The organism is Planktothrix paucivesiculata PCC 9631 (genome assembly GCF_900009265.2).
GTDB classification, from domain to species: domain Bacteria; phylum Cyanobacteriota; class Cyanobacteriia; order Cyanobacteriales; family Microcoleaceae; genus Planktothrix; species Planktothrix paucivesiculata.
Window position 1 is genome coordinate 22,310 of record NZ_LR735002.1, and the last position, 19,593, is coordinate 41,902.

At 40.4% G+C, this 19,593-nt stretch carries 16 protein-coding genes and 1 CRISPR repeat array; of the genes, 10 read left to right on the forward strand and 6 right to left on the reverse strand.

Annotated features, from left to right (window positions below):
* Positions 1 to 11 precede the first annotated feature (11 nt).
* From cas3 to cas2, 8 genes are all read left to right on the forward strand, one after another.
* Positions 12 to 2,141 (forward strand): type I-D CRISPR-associated helicase Cas3', encoded by a 2,130-nt coding sequence (gene cas3, locus PL9631_RS05275; protein ID WP_083617782.1) that lies wholly within the window; start codon positions 12 to 14, stop codon positions 2,139 to 2,141.
* A gap of 4 nt (positions 2,142 to 2,145) precedes the next feature.
* Positions 2,146 to 5,112 (forward strand): type I-D CRISPR-associated protein Cas10d/Csc3, encoded by a 2,967-nt coding sequence (gene cas10d / locus PL9631_RS05280; protein ID WP_083617784.1) that lies wholly within the window; start codon positions 2,146 to 2,148, stop codon positions 5,110 to 5,112.
* Between the two features lie 22 nt (positions 5,113 to 5,134).
* Positions 5,135 to 6,172, forward strand: a complete 1,038-nt coding sequence (gene cas7d, locus PL9631_RS05285) for a type I-D CRISPR-associated protein Cas7/Csc2 (RefSeq protein WP_083617786.1) — start codon at positions 5,135 to 5,137, stop codon at positions 6,170 to 6,172.
* 144 nt (positions 6,173 to 6,316) lie between these two features.
* A complete protein-coding gene (gene cas5d, locus PL9631_RS05290; protein WP_083617788.1) occupies positions 6,317 to 7,096 on the forward strand; it encodes a type I-D CRISPR-associated protein Cas5/Csc1 in 780 nt (259 codons plus the stop codon).
* On the forward strand, positions 7,071 to 7,892 hold the full coding sequence (gene cas6, locus PL9631_RS05295) for a CRISPR-associated endoribonuclease Cas6 (protein ID WP_083617790.1): 822 nt from the start codon (positions 7,071 to 7,073) through the stop codon (positions 7,890 to 7,892). Before cas5d ends, cas6 begins: the two co-directional genes overlap by 26 nt.
* A gap of 174 nt (positions 7,893 to 8,066) precedes the next feature.
* Positions 8,067 to 8,645 (forward strand): CRISPR-associated protein Cas4, encoded by a 579-nt coding sequence (gene cas4, locus PL9631_RS05300; protein ID WP_083617792.1) that lies wholly within the window; start codon positions 8,067 to 8,069, stop codon positions 8,643 to 8,645.
* Between the two features lie 6 nt (positions 8,646 to 8,651).
* Positions 8,652 to 9,629: a type I-D CRISPR-associated endonuclease Cas1d gene (cas1d, locus tag PL9631_RS05305; RefSeq protein ID WP_083617794.1), complete on the forward strand. Its 978-nt coding sequence runs from the start codon at positions 8,652 to 8,654 to the stop codon at positions 9,627 to 9,629.
* Entirely contained in the window at positions 9,626 to 9,922 is a 297-nt protein-coding gene (gene cas2, locus PL9631_RS05310; protein WP_083617795.1) for a CRISPR-associated endonuclease Cas2, read from the forward strand. The genes cas1d and cas2 overlap by 4 nt, the downstream gene beginning before the upstream one ends.
* A 351-nt stretch (positions 9,923 to 10,273) precedes the next feature.
* Positions 10,274 to 10,688: direct repeats of the CRISPR family, unit length 37 nt; unit sequence GTTTCAATAAAAATAATCCCGCTTGCGGGACTGAAAC.
* A gap of 110 nt (positions 10,689 to 10,798) precedes the next feature.
* Here the strand turns inward: cas2 and PL9631_RS05315 are convergent.
* On the reverse strand, positions 10,799 to 11,377 hold the full coding sequence (locus PL9631_RS05315; protein WP_083618054.1) for a DUF1802 family protein: 579 nt from the start codon (positions 11,375 to 11,377) through the stop codon (positions 10,799 to 10,801).
* A 69-nt stretch (positions 11,378 to 11,446) separates the two neighbouring features.
* Here PL9631_RS05315 and PL9631_RS05320 point away from each other — a divergent pair, with 69 nt between their 5' ends.
* On the forward strand, positions 11,447 to 12,409 hold the full coding sequence (locus PL9631_RS05320; RefSeq protein ID WP_083617796.1) for an aldo/keto reductase: 963 nt from the start codon (positions 11,447 to 11,449) through the stop codon (positions 12,407 to 12,409).
* Between the two features lie 57 nt (positions 12,410 to 12,466).
* Here the strand turns inward: PL9631_RS05320 and PL9631_RS05325 are convergent, their stop codons facing one another.
* A complete protein-coding gene (locus PL9631_RS05325) occupies positions 12,467 to 13,618 on the reverse strand; it encodes a nucleotidyltransferase domain-containing protein (RefSeq protein WP_231516648.1) in 1,152 nt (383 codons plus the stop codon).
* Positions 13,619 to 13,673: 55 nt separating this feature from the next.
* On the opposite strand from PL9631_RS05325, the gene PL9631_RS05330 reads away from it, so the two are divergent.
* A complete protein-coding gene (locus PL9631_RS05330) occupies positions 13,674 to 14,006 on the forward strand; it encodes a DUF4870 domain-containing protein (RefSeq protein ID WP_083617798.1) in 333 nt (110 codons plus the stop codon).
* An 83-nt stretch (positions 14,007 to 14,089) separates the two neighbouring features.
* Here the strand turns inward: PL9631_RS05330 and PL9631_RS05335 are convergent, their stop codons facing one another.
* The 4 genes from PL9631_RS05335 to infC form a co-directional block, all read right to left on the reverse strand.
* Complete coding sequence (locus PL9631_RS05335) at positions 14,090 to 15,061, reverse strand: bestrophin family protein (RefSeq protein WP_083617801.1); 972 nt, start codon at positions 15,059 to 15,061, stop codon at positions 14,090 to 14,092.
* 45 nt (positions 15,062 to 15,106) lie between these two features.
* Positions 15,107 to 15,586 carry a Crp/Fnr family transcriptional regulator gene (locus tag PL9631_RS05340; RefSeq protein ID WP_083617804.1) on the reverse strand — a complete coding sequence of 160 codons (480 nt, stop codon included), beginning with the start codon at positions 15,584 to 15,586 and terminating at the stop codon, positions 15,107 to 15,109.
* A gap of 111 nt (positions 15,587 to 15,697) precedes the next feature.
* Positions 15,698 to 18,742: a HEAT repeat domain-containing protein gene (locus PL9631_RS05345; RefSeq protein ID WP_083617806.1), complete on the reverse strand. Its 3,045-nt coding sequence runs from the start codon at positions 18,740 to 18,742 to the stop codon at positions 15,698 to 15,700.
* Between the two features lie 208 nt (positions 18,743 to 18,950).
* On the reverse strand, positions 18,951 to 19,484 hold the full coding sequence (infC, locus tag PL9631_RS05350; protein ID WP_026785810.1) for a translation initiation factor IF-3: 534 nt from the start codon (positions 19,482 to 19,484) through the stop codon (positions 18,951 to 18,953).
* Between the last annotated feature and the right edge of the window lie 109 nt (positions 19,485 to 19,593).

Consider the following 19,593-nt stretch of genomic DNA (forward strand, 5'->3'; position numbering starts at 1 on the left):
TAGGGGGAATCGTGAAAATTACGCTACTTCCTTTATATTCTCAGCAAAACACCGATGTCCAGGGCTGTCCGTTGGGATGTCGGGGTGAATGCAAAGTTAAACAGCAAGCCACGAACTTTGGTAAAAATCCAGAGGTTTCCTGTCCTCTGTCCGTACACCAGGTACAAACCTGCGCCCAAGTGCTCGATGGCCCCGCAGAGATTATCTTTAACACCTCAGCTACCGGAGATGGTAAATCCCTGGCGGCTTACTTAGGGGGATTACTTAATCCTAAATTTCGGACAATTGCCCTATATCCGACCATTGAATTAGTCACCGATCAAGATAAACAAGTTAGAAATTATTGCCAAGATTTTAATTTAGATGGGAGTCGGCGCGTCGATAGTTTGTATGGTGTGGAATTAGCCCGACGGGTAGAAATTGCAGAAAAAAGTAACAAATTTAAGGAATTATCAAAAGTTATTGAACACAAACCCGTTATTCTGACAAACCCCGATATTTTCCACCTCATTACCCATTTTCGTTATTATAATCCAGCCTATAATCACGCCTGGTTTCCCTCACTTTTAGCCAGAAATCCCGATCTCTATGTTGCCGATGAATTTCATATTTTTGGAGTGCATCAAGAAGCCGCTATTCTTAATAGTTTGCTATTAATTCGCTACAACCGACCGCGTAAACGTCCGATCAAGGTTTTATTCACTTCCGCAACGCCGAAACCCAGTTTTATTAACACCCTAGAAAAAGCGGGATTTCAAGTGACTAAAATAGCAGGAAATTATGTTTCTGAACCCACGGCCGGATATCGGCAAATTTTGCAGTCAGTCGAACTCAAATTTGTGCAGTTAGATCGAGATTCAGATAGTTTAACCTGGTTGAAAGAACAAGCGGAACTGATCCGACAACTTCTCACAGTAGAAGGTCAAGGACGAGGATTAATTATTCTCAATTCCGTCGCCCAAGTCAGTCGCACAGTTCGAGAATTACAAGCAATTTTTCCAGAAGATCAAATCAAAGTTCGAGAGATTAGTGGCCGAATTGATCGACAGGAAAGAACGATCACCCAAACGGAGTTAAAAAATGCTGAACAATCGGTTTTAGTAGTAGGAACATCGGCGGTAGATGTGGGAGTGGATTTTAAAATTAATTTGCTGATTTTTGAGGCGAGTGATTCTGCCACCTTTATTCAACGATTAGGTCGATTAGGTCGTCATCCTAATTTCTCCAGTTACAATGCCTATGTATTACTTCCCGGTCGCGCGCCTTGGATTGAAGCTAGATTAGCTGAAAAATTAACAGAAGGACAAGACATAAATCGAACGGAATTTCGAGAAATTATTGAAGATGCCTTTAATCCCCCGACGGAATTTGAGCAATATCGCAGTTATTGGGGAGCCTTACAAGCTCAAGGAATGTTGTTAAAAATGACCGGGGAAAATGCAGCCGTGATGGAGCGAATTCATCAGAATATGAGTGAGGATTTAAGACGGGTTTATGGGGAAAAATTAGATAAAAAACGGGGTCATTGGTGTGCATTAAATAACAATCCAACGGGTGAGGCGGTACAGGAAGAATTATTACGATTTCGAGGCGGGTCAGACCTACAAGCGGCGGTTTGGGAGGGTTCACGGTTTTATACCTATGATTTATTACGACTTTTACCCTATGCAGAGGTAGAAATTATTGATTCCCAGACTTTTTTAGAAGCGGCTGAAAAATTTAACCATCCAGCGACGGAATTTCCTGATCAATATATCCAAGTTTACTTAAAAATAAAACAATGGACAGATCGACGATTTGAGATGCAATTAGAATGCGATCGCACAACCGAAGAACTCAAACAATGTACTTTAATTTTACTCGATAAACTCACGATTGTCGGACACCCCCAAGGGGAGGTTAAAAAATGTCTTCGGAAACGGAAATTACTGGCATTTATTGTTTCAGTCAACCGGAGTCAAGCCTATAGTCATTGGGAAGTTAGTCGCAAATTGCATCTTAATCCCACCTTTGGATTATATCGTTTAACCGATGCCGATGGTGTTGCCTACGCCTGTGCTTTTAATCAAGATGCCTTACTTTTAGAAGCGATGAAATGGCGACTCAAACCTTGTGAAACCGCCCAACCTTATATTTTTTAAAATCATGGAAAAACTCACCCTTCTGCAAACATTACTGATTCAAACCTTACCCGAAGATACTGATCCGATTTTGCGTTCTTATATTGAGACTATTCTCCCGGCAATGGAACGGGAATTTTCAGTTATTACGGCTTTAGGGGGTTCCTATAAAAGTCATTTAAACAAATTAGAAAAACAAGGCGATCGCCATGCCGAAGAAAAAGCTCAACGGTGGTCAAATAAAGCCGATCAAGGTTTACAGGTTCATGTTCTGAATGCCTTATTAACGGCTTGGAATTTGAGTCAATATTTACCCGATGATTTACAACTTTCCGAGGAAGAAAAAAGGCTATTGTGTTTAGGAATCACCTTGCATGATTATAATAAAGCCATTCAAGGTCAAACCGAAGCATCCACATCCCCAAAAGCCCATGAAATTCGGCAAATTTTGCAAGTCTGCGAAACCTGGGGAGAAAAACTTAATTTTGATGGGTTTTGGCATCCGTGGCGTGAGTATTTACTAGACATTGCCTATTTAGCCCAAAATACCCAATTTAATGTGGGAAGTAATACGGTCATTTCTAATTGGGAAATTGATGATTTTCAGGTACAAATTGAGGATGATCGCCGCTTAGATTTACCCCTGCGTCACCTGTTAGCTTTTGGTGATATTGCAGTGCATTTTAATGATCCGACGGATGTGGCAATCCAAACGGGAGGCGATCGCCTACAAGATCATTTAGACTGGTTAGAAATCGAGAAAAAATTGGTTTACCATCGCCTGCGGGACTGTCGGGGTTTGCTGACTAATCGTATTCATAATGCGGTGGTTAGTTTTGTCGAAAAAATGGGCTGGGAACCCCTATTATATTTTGCCCATGGTACAGTTTATTTAGCCCCTAAAATACCCAAAATTCCCGATTTTAGAGCTATTGAAAATGCTATTTGGCAGAATATTATCCAAGGGGATCAAGATAAAAATATTCAAGGTCTAGCTGAATATTTTAGTAAGGGTGATATTGGGTTTGTCCGAGATGGGAAAGGCTTAAAAGTTGCCCCCCAAACTCTGGAATTATTCAGTCCCGCAGACCTAATTCGACAACTTCCCCATGTTGTAGAAGTTAAAGTTGCTAATGATAAAAGTCACGCAACTCCTAAGCGCATTGAAAAGTTAGACATTTCCCAAGTTGAAAAAGAAAGACTATTAAAAGCGGCGGATTTGCGGGCGGATCGAATTGCGGAATTTTTGATTTTTACTCAAAATCAATTTTTTGAAACCTCTGGGGAATACGCCCCCCAAGTTCTAACCCTGCTAAATTTAGAAACCCAAATTTCCCCAGAAGAAACAGCAATTCAATCCGGGGGGGTTAATTATGGTTGGTATCGAGTTGCTGCTCATTATATGGCTGATCATTTAACCCTAAATTTAGAACAAGTAACCGAATTTTTAACTGTTTTTGCCGATCGCCTAGCAACTTGGGCAGAAGAAAAAGGTTTACTTAAACAAAATAGTAGCCCAACTCGTGAAGCCTTTAGCGATTATTTAGAACAGTATTTAGAGGTTTGGGGGTTAACAGCATTTCCTCATAAATTCCCTAATGAACTAACGGCTTATACCGAGGCAAAAGTTACAAATCAACCGATTTGTTCGTTAAGTTCTGGGGAATTTTCCGCCGAGGATCAACTGGATTCCGTAGTGTTGTTTAAACCCCAACAATATAGTAATAAAAATGCCCTAGGAGGAGGTAAAATTAAACGAGGAATCTCAAAAATATGGGCTTTAGAAATGTTATTACGGCAGGCTTATTGGTCTGCCCCGGCGGGAAAACTAGAAGATAAACAACCGGTTTTTCTGTATATTTTCCCCGCCTACGTTTACTCACCCCAAACCGCTAAAGCGGTGAAACTATTAACTAATACTTTAAAAAGAATGAATCTTTGGGAGGTTCGTAAACATTGGATTGATGCTAATTTGCAAATTGACGGCTTACAAACCTTAGCTTGGCAAGACCAAGATGAACCAGAAGCAGGACGGTTTGCAAAGCATCAATATTCCGTTCAAGACTTGCCATTTATGGCAATTAATTACACAACAACCATGGGAAAAACCGTAACGGATGCTTGGGTAGAACCTGCGTTTTTATCCCTAGCTTTGCCCAGACTTTTAGGTGTAAAAGTCGTAGCTACCACCAGTCCCGATCCTCTTTATACCAGTGATCAAGAGTTTCTGGAAACCGTGAAATTAGACGGAATTGCTGGGTTTTGGAATCTACTCGGTTTAGATTCATCTATTCGTTTAGATGGCTTAGAAACAGCCCTAGAACGCTTGTTAATTGCCTATAGCATTCACTTAGATAATCGGAGTGCTAAACCCGATGCCCGTTGGCAAGCGTTTAATGGCACGGTGAGGGATTTAGCCACGAATGTGTTGAATATTTTTGCGATCGCGAATGAGGGATTTCGTCGTGACAAACGAGAACCCTATAGCAATGAAATTGATCGCTATTGGGAGTTTGCTCAAATTTGGTCAAAAGGAGATGATGTTATGGAGAAAACCATGGAATTTACCAAAGATTTAGTCGAAAAATATCGCAAGTTCTATCAAGTCGATATTAAAGATTCGAGTCATTCGATTTTGTTACCTATTACTAAAGCTTTGGAGGTGATTTTATCGAGTCCAAATGATCTTGACCCCCAAGATTTAATCTTTCAAGGTGCTGGACAATTGCGCGATGCTTTGGATCGTCAAGAAGTCTATAAACGCCCCTTAATTAAAGATAAATCCGTGGATTATGCCCTGCGTCAACAACAGGAACTTGAAGCAATTCATGGGTTTATGACAACCTTTGTGGAGGAGGTTTTTTTGAAGCAATATAAAGGCGATCGCGCCCTGCTTCAAGAAAACCGGAACCGCATCAAAGCGGGGGCAGAATTTGCTTACCGTTGGTTGGCATTACAAGACAAACAACAACAATCTCAAGTCCAAAACTAACACTTTAAAGGAGATGATCACCATGGCAATTCTCGAAACACTTAAACCTCAATTTCATGTCAATATTCCTCCGTTTGCTTCTAGCAAATATATCCACTTCTTAATGCTGCGCCACAGCCAATCGTTCCCAGTATTCCAAACTGACGGGATACTAAATACAACTCGAACCCAAGCAGGTTTAAATACATCAGATTTCATCGCTCGAATAGTCATGTTTAAGCGCAAACAAGTCAGCCCTGAACGACTAATCGGACGCGAACTCTTACGCTCTATTAATTTGATAGATGGGGAAGACAAAAAGGCTGATAATTTCTGTCGTTATGGTGGAGAACAGTTTTGTGGCAAGTGTCCAGATTGTGTAATTTATGGTTTTGCTGTTGGTGATAGCGGTTCAGAACGCTCTAAAGTATATTCTGATTCTGCATTTTCTCTAACTCCTTATCAAGATTCCCGCAAGAGTTTCTCTTTCAATGCGTTAGGCGAAGCAGGAACAATGATACTCGATTATGACGATCCAAAGCGGAGTGAAGACAAGAAAACTCGTACATCTATTAACGAACAGGAACACATTCTTCCTGAAATCGTATTTCCAACTGTTGAAACTTTGCGTGATCCGACATTTGAAGGGTTTATTTATGTTTTGGGTAATCTGTTGCGAACTCGGCGCTATGGCGCACAGGAATCCCGCACAGGTAAGATGACAAATCATATTCTTGGAATTGCTTTTTGTGATGGGGAAATCTTTAGTAATCTGCATTTTACCCAGGCAATTTATGATCAGTTAAAGCCAGATATTAATGCTCCGATTAGTGATATTTTGACTAAAGCAACGGAAGTGGCTGATCATTTAATTAAAAAGGAACCCGTGCGGAAAAGTCAGGTAATTTTGCGTCCTCAATTGGATGAGTTATTAACAGAAGTGAGTGCAATTTATCAGGATGAAACCCGCTTGCGGGAAACTTTGACCACTCTCTATCAACAGACGAAAAGTTATGCCGAAACCTATGGTGCTTTAACTACTAAGGAAAAAGGCAAAAACAAAGGAAAATCTAGTTCTTAATTAGTTGTTGTGCTTTAGCACTCAGTTGTTGTGCTTTAGCACACAATCTTGGGATTAAATTAAGCTGGAAATTTCCTGTTTTCTTTTAAACCTTTGGGTGCGCTGAAGCGCAACAACTTTTATCAAGTTTTTGAGGAAAATTAAATGGTTCTTTATCACTGTAATTTGACTTTGCATGATAATGTTTTTTTTGCGAGTCGGGAAATGGGTATTCTTTATGAAACGGAAAAATATTTGCATAATTGGGCCTTGAGTTATGCGTTATTTGAAGCGGTTTATATTCCTAAACCCTATCGACTGCATGGGAAAAATGCTCAAAAACCTGCTTATTTAGATGGCGATCGCGAACAAAATTTACTCCATCTCAATCGAGCCCAAATTTACGTTTTTCCCGCCGAACCTTTGCACTGTTCCTATCAAATTAATACCTTTAAAGCGGCTCAAGTAAATTACTATGGTATTTCCAAACAATTTGGGGCTACCGGGGCAAGTCGCAACTATCCGATTAACTACGGTCGAGCTAAGGAATTAGCCGTAGGTAGCCGATATCGGACTTATATTATTGCACCGCCAGAGGTGAAATTTCCGGCTTGGATACGGTTAGGAAAATGGGCGGCAAAAATTAAAGTAGATGTGACACCAATTCCCGATACTGGGATTAAAAAAAAATCGGGAGAATATGTCTGTAAACATCCCTTAAATCCCGTAGATTTACCACCCTCTTGTCGCTTACTTTTATACAATCGGATTGTTATGCCTCCGGTTAGTTTATTAAGTCAGGCACAATTGATCGGCGAATATTTGGAAATCTCAAGACCGGATCGGGGGCAAGAAATGGCAGAATGGTCACAATTAACTGAGTTATCTTTTCCGATCAATTTACCTTTAGGAGTGGCTTATGGAGCTAATACCGTTGCAGTCTGAGAAATCTTTTAATTTATATGCGATCGTTGTCCAAATAGCCGCTATTAATCGGGGTTATTTACCTCCAACTTTAGGGCGGGCGATCCATGCTCAAGTTTTATATTGGTTACAAATGGGCGATCCAAATGCTTCTGAATATGTCCATAATAGTCAGGATTCTCCCATAAGTTTATCGGGTTTAATTGGTCATCGTCGTACCTCTGGAATTCGCTCTGGAGATGAGTTTTATTTTCGCATTGGTTTGTTAAATGGAAGCCTGATAGAACCCCTATTAAGTGGCATTGAACAATGGGGAAGTGAACCCCTAACTTTAGGTAAATTTCCCTTTATTATTAAAGGCATTCATTCTTTACCCGGTACTCATCCTTGGGTGGGTTCGGGGGATTATCAAATGTTAGCAAAACTGCCAAAAAATTCCGATGATATTACCTTAGAGTTTCTTTCTCCTACCAGTTTTAAGCAACAAAAATATGTGCAACTTTTTCCCTCACCGGAATTAGTATTTTCGAGTCTGATGAAACGATGGAATGCCTTTGCACCGGAGGAACAAAAAATGGAGGCGATCGCGTGGCAAGGTTTTGTTTCTGCCTATAGTTTAGAAACCCATACTTTAAAAATGGAAAATAACATAGAAATTGGGGCAAAAGGATGGATTAAATATAGATTTTCTGACCATCAAGAAGCAAAAATTGCTAATATCTTAGCCCATTTTGCCTTTTTCTCAGCCATCGGTCGTAAAACCGCTATGGGAATGGGACAAACGAGAATCAGTCATCAGTTATCAGTTAACAGTTAGCTGATGAAGTCGGAAAAATTCTTTTTGCTATCCTAAAAAAACCAGAATTAGCAATAATGAATCAAGCAAAATTATCCCAGAAAACCAATAACTGTTAAATGTTAACTAAAAGACGCGCCATGGCACGTCTCTACACTGTTAACTCTAAAACTGATAACTGTTAACTGATGACTGATGACTGATTTAACTTTAGCTTATCTCAATGCTTGGGAATATTGCCCCCGTCGATTTTATTTAGAGTATCAATTGGGGGAAATGCAGGATAACGAACATATTATTATGGGGCGTTATCTCCATGAAAATATCAATGAAGAAGGAACGACTTTTGAAGGAGATACTATTATTCACCGTCAGCAGTGGGTCTGGAGTGAAGATCTGAAAGTGAATGGAATTATTGATGCTGTGGAAGAACGGGAGGGTCAACTGATTCCTTTAGAATATAAAAAAGGAAAAATGGCGCAACATCTCAATGATCATTTTCAACTGTGTGCAGCGGCGTTATGTTTAGAAGAACGTACGGGGAAAGAAATTCCCTATGGTGAAATTTTTTATCATGGAAATCGCCGTCGTCAACGGGTTGAATTTACCCCAAAATTGCGACAAATGACCCAAGAAGCGATCGCCTTAGCCCATCAAACCGCGATGGGTAAAATGCCTTTACCGATTAACAATTCTAAAAAATGTCAAGCCTGTAGCTTAATCGGAATTTGTCTACCTTTTGAAGTAAAAGAACTAATTCGTCAAGGAGTTTAAATTAAAATGTCTATTCTTTATATCACCCAACCTCAAGCAATTTTAGGCAAAAAGTATGAAGCCTTTACCGTCGCAACTCAAGAAGAAAGTGGCAAGTGGAATAAACAATCGGTTCCCGCCCAAACCGTCGAACAAGTGGTATTAATGGGCAATCCTCAAGTGACTGGAGATGCTCTAACCTATGCTTTAGAATTGGGTATGCCTATTCACTATTTAACCAGTTTTGGCAAATATTTAGGCAGTGCTTTACCCGGATATTCTCGGAATGGAGCCCTACGGTTAGCCCAGTTTGAATTATATCAGGATACGGAACGCCGCTTGGAATTAGTGAAAACCATTGTATCGGCTAAAATTCAAAATCAAGCTACGGTTTTATATCGTCAGAAAATTGCCGATAGTCCTTTAAAAGATCATAAAAAGTTAGTGTTTAAAAAAGCCACTTTAGATGAAGTCCGAGGAGTGGAAGGCATTGCCGCAAAAGATTATTTTCGGGAGTGGTCAGCGATCTTAAATGAACCTTGGTTTTTTCCGGGTCGAAATCGTCGTCCACCGACCGATCCGGTGAATGCGTTATTAAGTTTTGCCTACGGTTTATTGCGGGTACAGGTAACAGCAGCAGTGCATTTAGTGGGACTTGATCCTTATATTGGATATTTGCATGAAGTCAGTCGGGGTCAACCGTCGATGGTATTGGATTTAATGGAGGAATTTCGTCCTTTGGTAGCGGATAGTTTGGTATTTTCGGTATTGAATAAACGGGAAATTCAACCGGAGGATTTTACCGAAAGTTTGGGTGCTTATCGACTCAAAGATGAGGGCCGTAAGCGGTTTTTACAAGCCTTTGAACGAAAAATGAATGATGAGTTTAAACATCCAGTTTTTGAGTATCGGTGTACCTATCGGCGGGCGATTGAATTACAAGCTCGATTATTAGGACGCTATTTACAGGAAGACTTGGTTTATAAACCTTTGGTGTTACGATGAAAAACACGTTATTTTATTTGGTGATTTACGATTTACCCGATAGCAAAGCGGCAAATAAACGGCGCACAAGGTTACATAAATTGTTATCAGGTTATGGCAAATGGTGTCAATATAGTGTGTTTGAATGTTTTTTAACCAGTATTCAGTTTGTGAACCTACAACACCAAATTGAAAAGTTAGTTAAACCTACGGAAGATTCGGTACGGATTTATGTTTTGGATGCGGGATCTTTAAAACGAACAATTACCTATGGGTCGGAACATCCCCGCCAAGATCAGGCTATTGTCATTTAGTTGAATTGAATAGGATACCCTTAACCTTGTTTCCGTTGGAGGCAGGGTTTTTTATTGTGGGCGGCAAGAATTGGTCTTTAGTTTTAAGGGGCGATCGCCATATCATATAAGATTCCGCTTGACAAGAAAATTGTTTCGGTTTATGATGATTTTCGTGAACCTAAGCGGGAGCGAAAACCTGGGGGGGTTCACGAAAAACCTTAGAACCTTGACAAATCAATAGTTTATATTTTTGAGTCCGGTTAGTTATTGATAATCTGTATCAATAATGAAGCCTGAAATGAGGCAATTTTTGAGGTTCACGAAAATGGGCTCCAGAATCACCGCCCTATCAGGCTTTCAAACGGCAGAGTTTCAATAAAAATAATCCCGCTTGCGGGACTGAAACTTATTGAATGGGTAGCTACCGACACCATCATCAAAAGGAGTTTCAATAAAAATAATCCCGCTTGCGGGACTGAAACTTGAAATAATATAAAACTAGAGGAAGATTCACATAGAGGAGTTTCAATAAAAATAATCCCGCTTGCGGGACTGAAACACGATTTGAGGCCCTTCTTTAAATCTAGTAACAGATCCTAAGTTTCAATAAAAATAATCCCGCTTGCGGGACTGAAACTGCCATTATTTCTCCCGTGGATAGGTTTGAATTAATTGTTTCAATAAAAATAATCCCGCTTGCGGGACTGAAACGTTCAGACTCAAACCTATTCTTTTAAGAATAAGGAAGTTTCAATTAAAATAATCCCGCTTGCGGGACAAAATTCCCGTAGTAAGCCCTTCAGGGCTTTCTTAAAAAGTGAACAGAATTTTTAGAATTTTTATATTTATATCCTTCAGGGCTTTCTGAAGAAGAATAGAGGCGTGAACGCCTTACTACGAGGATTGAAGAATTTGATGGATAGTTGATACTTGTTGATCGTAGTCTTCTTGAGTTAAAACCGGAGCTATATTTTCTAATGAAATCATTTCTTGTAACTCAATCCAAGAGCGACATCCTCCATAACTGGGATGATAGGGAATATCATAAATTTGAGAGAGTTTATAGGTTCTCAATAATAAAATATAAAGCGGTTTATGGGGTTTATATTGCAGGCGATCGCGAATAAATGCTTGATTCCAAATATGATATTTTATTAAGGAATTAATTAAAGATTCATTTTTAGTATTATTCCATGATAAAATATCAGTAATTTCAGCAAAACTGCTAATTTTAACGCTTTCAGGATGCCAACCCGATGCAACAGATTGCACAAGATTCTCATACTCTGGTTTTAATAAAGTGGGATTTTGATGTTCAAAGGTGGGATAGAGTAGGACTCGATTCTGATTGATTTGAAAAGTTCCTCCCTCTGAAATTCCGCCTTTTCTCAATAACATAATCGTTTCACCCCGCTCCAAGGCTTGAATCGCCATATCCCATTCCTTTAAAGCATAATTTGTTACGGTTTCCATAGGTTTATTTAATATTTTAATTGCCTCTAATTTTAGATATAATAATAACCGATAATTGAGGAATTTAACATGGAAAAACGGATTCTTGGTCAATCTGATATTTTAATTACTCCTATTTTAATCGGAACTTGGCAAGCCGGAAAACGGATGTGGGTGGGCATTGAAGATGCAGAAACCATTAAAGCCATTCGTGCCGCCTTTGATGCGGGTATTACCACCGTTGACACCGCAGAAATTTATGGGGAAGGACACTCGGAACAAATCGTCGCCCAAGCTTTATCGGATGTTCGAGGGCAAGTAGTTTATGCGAGTAAAGTATTTGCTAATCATTTAAAATATGATCAAGTGATTGCAGCCTGTGAACGGTCTTTAAAAAATCTGAATACCGATTATATTGACCTCTATCAAATTCATTGGCCCTCTGGATTCATGAACTCGGAAATTGTGCCCATTGCAGAAACCATGAGGGCTTTAAACGACTTAAAAGCACAGGGGAAAATTCGAGCCATTGGGGTGTCTAATTTCTCTCGTTCTCAATTAGAAGAAGCTGCCCAATATGGAAAAATTGAAAGTCTACAACCTCCCTATTCTTTATTTTGGCGAAAGGTAGAAAAAGATGCCATGCCCTATTGTATTGAACAGAATATTTCGATTTTAGCCTATTCTCCCTTAGCCCAAGGATTATTAACCGGAAAATTCGGCCCTAATCATCAATTTGCTGAAGGAGATCATCGGTCTAAAAATAAATTGTTTGCCGATAAAGACCATTATCAACGGGTACAAAATGCCCTAAACCAATTAAGACCCATTGCCGAAGGTTATCACTGTACTTTAGGACAATTAGCGATCGCTTGGTTAATTTCTCAACCCCAAACCAACGCAATTATTGGGTTTAGAAATGCTGAACAAGCCCAACAAAATACTCTGGCAACTCAGATTCATCTTTCCCCCGAAGATATCGCAGAAATCGATAAAATTGGACGGACTGTTACGGATTATTTAGATGATAGTCCGGTGATGTGGAATTTTTAAAAAGTTTCACAATTAATATTCATTCGTAATTCGTAATTCGTAATTCGTAATTCCCTATTAAAATCCTTGCTGAGATACTAATTCAATGCAAAGTTGATTCACAACTTCCGCATCCACTTGTTTCGGCAAGGTAGAATTTTCCGCCGCTTGGTCGAGTTTTTCATACAAACCTTTGGCAATTTCCATCACCTGATCATAGGAATATTTGCCTTTTTTGATGTCTAATAATTCCTGAGCATCCCCAGTTTCTCGACGGTCTACAATCAAAGATTGGGTTTCTAAAACCTCAATTCCCGTTTTTAATAGGCGAATGGCTTGCATGGCAAATTTACAATCATATCCCACCTTGGCTTCCATTTCTGCCCGGTCGCGATTGCGATTTTTCTTCCAATCTTGATAATGTTGATATTCTCGACAAGCCCGTTGATATTGTTGACTTTTTTGCAATAATTGGATAAAATCATTAGAAGAATTAGATAACTTTTGAGTCATCTCCAAAGTAGATTCCGGTAAAGGATACTGTTTTAAAATCCCTTTAAAATCGATATCCGCCGTTAGGAGTTTATAGAGTTCTTGGGTGGGTTCTAAAAACTCAATGCGATCGCGAACTAACCCATATAAATACTCTAAAAAACCATTCATCTGACTAACGGTTAAAGGCGGTGTTTCCACTAACCCAAATTCCGCCGCCGTGGGTTTCTGGGTGGGTGGGTTCAATAACCAACGACGATGGGATTCTAACTTTTTAATTTGAGCATAGCCATAGCCGGAATAGGTTTGTTTGACTTTTTTAGATAAAAAAATCTGGCGATGTTGTCTCAATCGTTCTCCCACTTCCGTCAGATGAACATAGTCTTTAAACCATAATAATTCTAAAATATTAGGGTTATTATCAATCAAAAGTTTCAGGAATTTTTTTAATTCATATAAACAGGTATCTTTAGATAAAAATGGGAACTTTTCTGTCGGTTCTGTCTCCCAACCCCGATCTTTTTGTTCAATGATATTAAATCCTAAATAATAGGGTTTGGTGGCAATAAATACCCCGCGATAATCATAATCAGAAGTCGGTGTATCCAGTCCATAACCCCTGGAACCCGTTAACGCCAGTAAAATTGTCCGGTTTTCAATCTCTAAACGGTTCATAAAGACAGAAATTAAAAAAGTGCGTTCTGCTATTTTACTGTAATTGAATTTGAGGTCTAACACAAATGTTATCCGGGGTTGATATAATAAATCAATTACCCTTTAAGGAGTGATCCTCATGGAACGAGATAAACGACTGATTCTATCGGTACTGAGTCATGGTGCAATCTTTTTTAGTGCTACCTTAATCGCCATTGGTATTCCTATTGCTATTTTATTTCTAGTTCAAGATTCCGTTGTCAAAGCCAATGCCAGAGAATCCCTAAACTTTCATATCAATTTATACATTTATGCGTTTGTATTTACAATGCTGACTTTTTTATTAATTGGGTTTCCTTTATTAGTAATTTTAGGCGTTTTTAGTTTGGTCATGCCGATTTTGGCGATTGTTTCTGTTGTTTCTAATCCTGATCAACCTTATTCCTATCCTTTCATTTTTAGAATTATTTAAGAATAAGGGAAGAGGGAATGGGTAATGGGTAATGGGTAATGGGTAATGGAGAATAGGGGATAGGGAATAGGAGGAGTACAAGTCTAGGTTTCAGAATCAGTAGGAGTCCTAACTTCCTGGGCGACTGCTATATCATTAAGTTTAGATTTAATTTCTTGTTCATAGGTCTGAACACTGGGGGGGAGAGAAATTAAATCTTGAATATTTTTTAACATAGCTTGACAAATTGTATCTAGTTGGATGTCGTTTTCGTCATAACCGAAAGGATTTTCAATTTGGCGGGCAATTTCTTCAATTCCCAATAGGGTAAACGTCATAATTGCTACGATTAACCCGGTAAATAATCCTAGATTATTAACGATTTTTAAAGGTAAAATTAAACAGTAAATTAATAAAATTTGTTGGAGATGAATTTGATAGGCTAAAGGTAGAGGAGTTTTAGTAATGCGTTCACAACTTCCTAAAACATCGACCATGGTATCTAAAAGTTTATATAAAGCAGTTAATTGATAAATATGAAGGTGATGCTGTTTATGTTGATCCTGTAAATAATCTCCAATCCAAAAGGCAATTTCCAGAGGGGGATGGTTCATTGTTTGCAGTTTTAGATACTGTTCTAAAGAAATTAAAGCCTCAATTTCGGGATTAATTTTCTCTCCCCTTAAATGAAGTTTAGTTGCCACTGCAAAAGCAACTAATAGTCTTAATGTGACGATTTTATTATGGGTATCATTAATATCTTTTTCGGGAACTATTAACCAGATTTGACGAGAAAAATTTCTCACGGTATTGACTAAAGTTCCCCAAAGTTTGCGACCTTCCCAAAAGCGATCATAGGCTGTATTTGTTCGGAAAACTAATAATAAACCCAGAACCAAATCAGGAAAAATAAAATAATTAAAGACTTCCGATACGATCGGCCAATCATGATAATCGAATAGAGAAATTGCAATGCCCAATGTTGTACATAGAATCACACGGGGCATAATCGCTGGAATAACAGAGTTTTTAATGGTAACTGTTAACTTAAACCAATTTTTTTCGGGATTAAACATACAAGAGTATGAACGGTTATTCTCCTAAAAATTCTGATTCAGAGACTATCCCGCAGATGGTCGCAGTTCGACGACTTTATTTCCTTCTACGGGAGGGGTAGGCGGATTTAATTTTTGATTCAGTTCTCGAATTCGCCGAGATAATAAACGAATAATATTAATCGCAATTCCGGGGGTTTCATCAATGGCATCATAGAGTTGCATTTGGGTTAATATCAAACATTCGCAGGTTTCTAGGGTGCTAACGGTGGCGGAGCGAGGTTCGGCATCAAAAAGAGACATTTCACCAAAACAGGTTCCCTTTCCTAATTCGGCTAAATTGCGATCGCCAATATGAACCCGCACCCGTCCAGAAACCACAATATAAAGCGCTCGCCCCTCTTGACCTTCGGTAAAAATACTATGTTCATTGGGAAAGGATAATTCATCCATCACCGATGCCAGACGGACTAAAAAATCGTCTCGCAATTCTTTAAAAATCGGGACACCCCTGACAAATAAAAGGCGTTCAACGCTGGTTAACATAGGTTTACTAAAAAATTCATTTCTAGGAGGGAACAGGGAACAGGGAACAGGGAATAGGGAATAGGGGGAAAATCATTAACTTCTGTGTTCCGCACTCTATACCTTTGATCGCTACTTAACTCCAAGCTGAAGCATTAACTCCTCAACTTGGTTTGCGACTAAATGATCGGGATCATTTTGTAGCATTGGCAATAATTCTATCAAAGCCCGTTCAGATGCAATCTTTAGATAGGCTAAGACCGCTTCTCGAACAAACCCGGTGGGATGACGTAAGCACATCAAGGCTTGTTCGGCTGTTAAACTCCATCGGGAGCTTTTGGCTAAATGGAAACAACAGGCCAAAGCCCAGTCCGAGAGGAAATGGCGTAACTCTAATAAACGGCGTAGGCGATCGCTGGGTTTTAGGGGTTGATAGCTGACTAAATCGGATAAATTCTGCAATTTCTCTAATTTAGAGTGCTGATCGAGAATGCTAATTAATGCCCGTTTATGGGCAATATCAACAATGTTATCAAGAATTTCTAACCCCCGTGCGACATTAGAAGAAGAATTGGACTGGACATTAAACGATGCAGCTTGAACAGAACTATGGGGATACAAAAACTTCATTAACAGAAAGCAACGATCCACCGCATCAATTTCTAATCCTTCCAGGGCGCGTTTTAATAACTGTTGGGGAGCATGAATATCAGGGACAACCGGATCGAAGGGATCAAAGGTATCTGAATCTTCATCGTCTGAGTCCGACAGGATAGGGGTTTCCAGGGACAAATCCAGCAAAGCCGCATAAATTTGACCGATGAACATTAATTCCTGTTCAATTAAAATTTCTACCCCGGTGCGTCCGACCCGATCTAATACTCCTTCAATTCCGGCATCTTGAGGAATTTTAAGCAAAATTCTGAGGATATTGCGCCGGGTAGTTCCCCAGGAAATCATCAATTCACCGATCAGGGTATCCAGGGCTTCGGCTGTGCCGATTTCACCGAGGGCTGTCCAAGCCTGTAACCGCACCAAATCTGGTTTGTAAATATCACTTGCTTGCTGGATTAACAAAGGAATTGCCTCATTTCCCAATCTCACCAAAGCCTGTAACGCTATATCCCGGGTAGAACGATAGGAGAGAGCTTTGATTAAAGAAGGATAGTATTCCTCTAAATGGGTAGAGGCAATCACATCTAATAGGGCACAACGGACGCGCAGGGATTCATCCTGTAATAAATCGTTCAGATAGAGCCGCAGTCCTTGTAAATAGTCCGCTTCTCCCAAGGCACGAACTCCCATCACCCGTTCCCGTTCTTGGCTGTTGGTAATCATGCGCCGGATGGTATTGGTGGCGGCGGCTTTTTGTTCGCGATCGCCTCGACGCAAAATTAAAGCTCCGGCCGTCCCCCGCACCACCGGATCAACCTGGGGTTGGAGATAGGGACGTAACTGTTCAATATCGGGACTGCTTTCAGTTAACCACAGGTATCGCAGGGCCAGGGCCAGGACTTCCGGGGGTAAAGTCCCCTGAGTGAAGGAGCGGATTTCCTCCAAATAGGCAGGATTTGGGTGATTGAGCATAATTTCCAAGCTCTGACGCTGTAACCCCGGGGAGAGACTATCGAGGAGGGGAACCAGGGTTTCACCGACGTTTTTCGCATCCAGTTGACTCAGGAGTTCAATACAGGAGCGTTTATCCGCTTCTTCTCCTGGTTTTTTCAGGGTTTCTACCACATTGCGCTTGAGTTGAGGCATATCAATATCCGAGACACTCAGCCGTCCCCGTTCAGCGCTCCGAACCAATAAACTGACATATTGGGCACGAATTAACCAAACCACCAATAGCCAAACCACAGCCATGAGGATGATCAGACCGACGAACATTAAGCCCTGCTGACTTTGTAACTGGGTTTCGGCCGATTCAGGAAAAATCAACCGCGAGACCCAGAGGGTAATTAAAATCAGTACCCCCGTCACCCCCGTGGACATCGGTTCAAAGATGCCATTCACCATCGATTGAATATCGCTACGAACATGATCGGGCAACGGTTGGAACAGGACGGCTCCGGTGGTTTCAATTAAGGTGTAGTGGAATAATTCATCTAGGAATCGCAGGATCACAAATCCTATAAAAACAGAAAATATTCCGGTGATTCCCCCAATGAAGGAAATCGTGCCTAAAATAATCACCCCAACGGGCAAAACAATGGCGGTGACAAAGACCCCCGTGCGTTCAACTAATCGGCTAGACCCAAACCACTGAGTTAAGACCTGAGCCACACTCAAAATCCCTTCAAAAATTCCCAGGAAGCTAACAATCCCACTGGCTCCGGCTGTATCGCTTTGAAATTCTAATTGACTAAAAAATTGAAAATCGACTAATACATAGAGGGCTTCTGCTAGAACAAAAAACGAGACTAGGGGAATCACATAACCCAAAACTGGGCCCTTGAGATTGCGGGTACTAAATTCTTGTTCTTCATCTTCCGGTGTCCAGCGCGTGGAGTCGGGGAAGGATTGACCGTAACGTTGGGATAGATAAAATAAAATTACGGCGGCTAGGAGTACCATCACCCCAGAAACCAAAGTGACGTTATTGAGTCCCACCACCCTTAATAGCAGGGGCAGGGAAAATCCACTAATTACCCCAGCAACTAGAAATCCACTACTAATAATCGGATAGGTGCGTTTAATTTCTCGAATATTAAACAGTTGGTTAGCGGTGATCGCATTATTTAAGTCGTTGAGAACATAAGAGGCTTCCACCCATAACCACATTAAAAATAGGGTAATAAATTGAAGACTTAACCCTAATATTTTGATATCGGATAATCCCAGTCCCCAACGAAATAAAAATAGGGGTATTGCCATGATCACAAAGATAATGACAATTGCCTGACGTAAGGGAAAAACCTTTTGCAGCGACGAATAAACAAAGCCTAAACCTGAACCCATCCCGGCACTAGCGATATAGATCCAAGGTAATTTATCAGCGCCGTATTCATCGAGGAATAAACCCACGGTACTGAGTTCTAACCAAATTAACCCCACGGATGCTAAGGTGTAGACCAAAAACATCAGTAGGGTTCTTTCTACTTCTTCCTGACGGAGATTCAGTCCCCGCAGCACCCCTTGTCCCAGCATAGCGGAACCACTGACTGGTTTTTCCATGCGATGCCCAAACCCCTTTTTGTGATGATCGGATCTCTCCATAGAGTTTAACCGATTTATAGCGTGTCTTGAGTTAGAAAGGATGGAAACGACCAGTTAAAATCCCCCTGGTTAAGGAGGATCTAATCTTACCTATAATCAGGGTTTTTGGGCTGAACTTGAGATCTAAAGGCAACCTCCTAGAAGTCCAAACCTCAACACCGGAGTTCTACTTTTTGGGTGAGAGCAACATCATCATGCTGCGTCCTTCTTGTTTGGGTTCCTGTTGCACCTCAGCCAGTTCTTGTAACTCGGAGGCCATGCGTTCCAGCAGGCTTTTGGCGAGGTGGCTGTGTTGAATTTCCCGACCCCGGAACATAATGGTGGCTTTGACTTTATCCCCCGATTGCAGGAAGCGTTTGGCTTGATTGACGCGCACTTTGTAATCGTGTTCGTCAATGATGTAGCGCATCTTGACTTCCTTGACATCAACGGTGTGTTGTTTTTTCTTGGCTTCTCGAACTTTCTTTTCCTGTTCGTACTTGTATTTGCCATAGTCCATAATCCGACACACCGGGGGGTCGGCTTTGTCACTAACCAATACCAAGTCGAGTTCTTTTTCCTCCGCCATGCGCGAGGCTTCTCGAGGGGTGAGAATCCCTAATTGAGAGCCATCTGCGTCTATGACCCGGATTTTAGGAAACCGGATATTTTCGTTAATTGGAGGCAAATTGCGATTGATTTTTTTATCGGTCACAGGCATTAAAGAAGTTTGCAAGCGATTAAATATGATAGTGATAGGGTTCTACAGTTTCCTATTGTACTCATTCCCATCGATATTCTGTTCCAAATTTAACCTAAATTCCAGAAAC

Excerpts from the sequence above, each read along its gene's own strand:
- cas10d (WP_083617784.1), top strand. The coding sequence starts at position 2,146 with ATGGAAAAACTCACCCTTCTGCAAACATTACTGATTCAAACCTTACCC.
- cas7d (WP_083617786.1), top strand. The coding sequence starts at position 5,135 with ATGGCAATTCTCGAAACACTTAAACCTCAATTTCATGTCAATATTCCT.
- cas5d (WP_083617788.1), top strand. The coding sequence starts at position 6,317 with ATGGTTCTTTATCACTGTAATTTGACTTTGCATGATAATGTTTTTTTT.
- cas6 (WP_083617790.1), top strand. The coding sequence starts at position 7,071 with ATGGAGCTAATACCGTTGCAGTCTGAGAAATCTTTTAATTTATATGCG.
- cas4 (WP_083617792.1), top strand. The coding sequence starts at position 8,067 with ATGACTGATTTAACTTTAGCTTATCTCAATGCTTGGGAATATTGCCCC.
- cas1d (WP_083617794.1), top strand. The coding sequence starts at position 8,652 with ATGTCTATTCTTTATATCACCCAACCTCAAGCAATTTTAGGCAAAAAG.
- cas2 (WP_083617795.1), top strand. The coding sequence starts at position 9,626 with ATGAAAAACACGTTATTTTATTTGGTGATTTACGATTTACCCGATAGC.
- PL9631_RS05315 (WP_083618054.1), bottom strand. The coding sequence starts at position 11,377 with ATGGAAACCGTAACAAATTATGCTTTAAAGGAATGGGATATGGCGATT.
- PL9631_RS05320 (WP_083617796.1), top strand. The coding sequence starts at position 11,447 with ATGGAAAAACGGATTCTTGGTCAATCTGATATTTTAATTACTCCTATT.
- PL9631_RS05330 (WP_083617798.1), top strand. The coding sequence starts at position 13,674 with ATGGAACGAGATAAACGACTGATTCTATCGGTACTGAGTCATGGTGCA.
- PL9631_RS05335 (WP_083617801.1), bottom strand. The coding sequence starts at position 15,061 with ATGTTTAATCCCGAAAAAAATTGGTTTAAGTTAACAGTTACCATTAAA.
- PL9631_RS05340 (WP_083617804.1), bottom strand. The coding sequence starts at position 15,586 with ATGTTAACCAGCGTTGAACGCCTTTTATTTGTCAGGGGTGTCCCGATT.
- PL9631_RS05345 (WP_083617806.1), bottom strand. The coding sequence starts at position 18,742 with ATGGAAAAACCAGTCAGTGGTTCCGCTATGCTGGGACAAGGGGTGCTG.
- infC (WP_026785810.1), bottom strand. The coding sequence starts at position 19,484 with ATGCCTGTGACCGATAAAAAAATCAATCGCAATTTGCCTCCAATTAAC.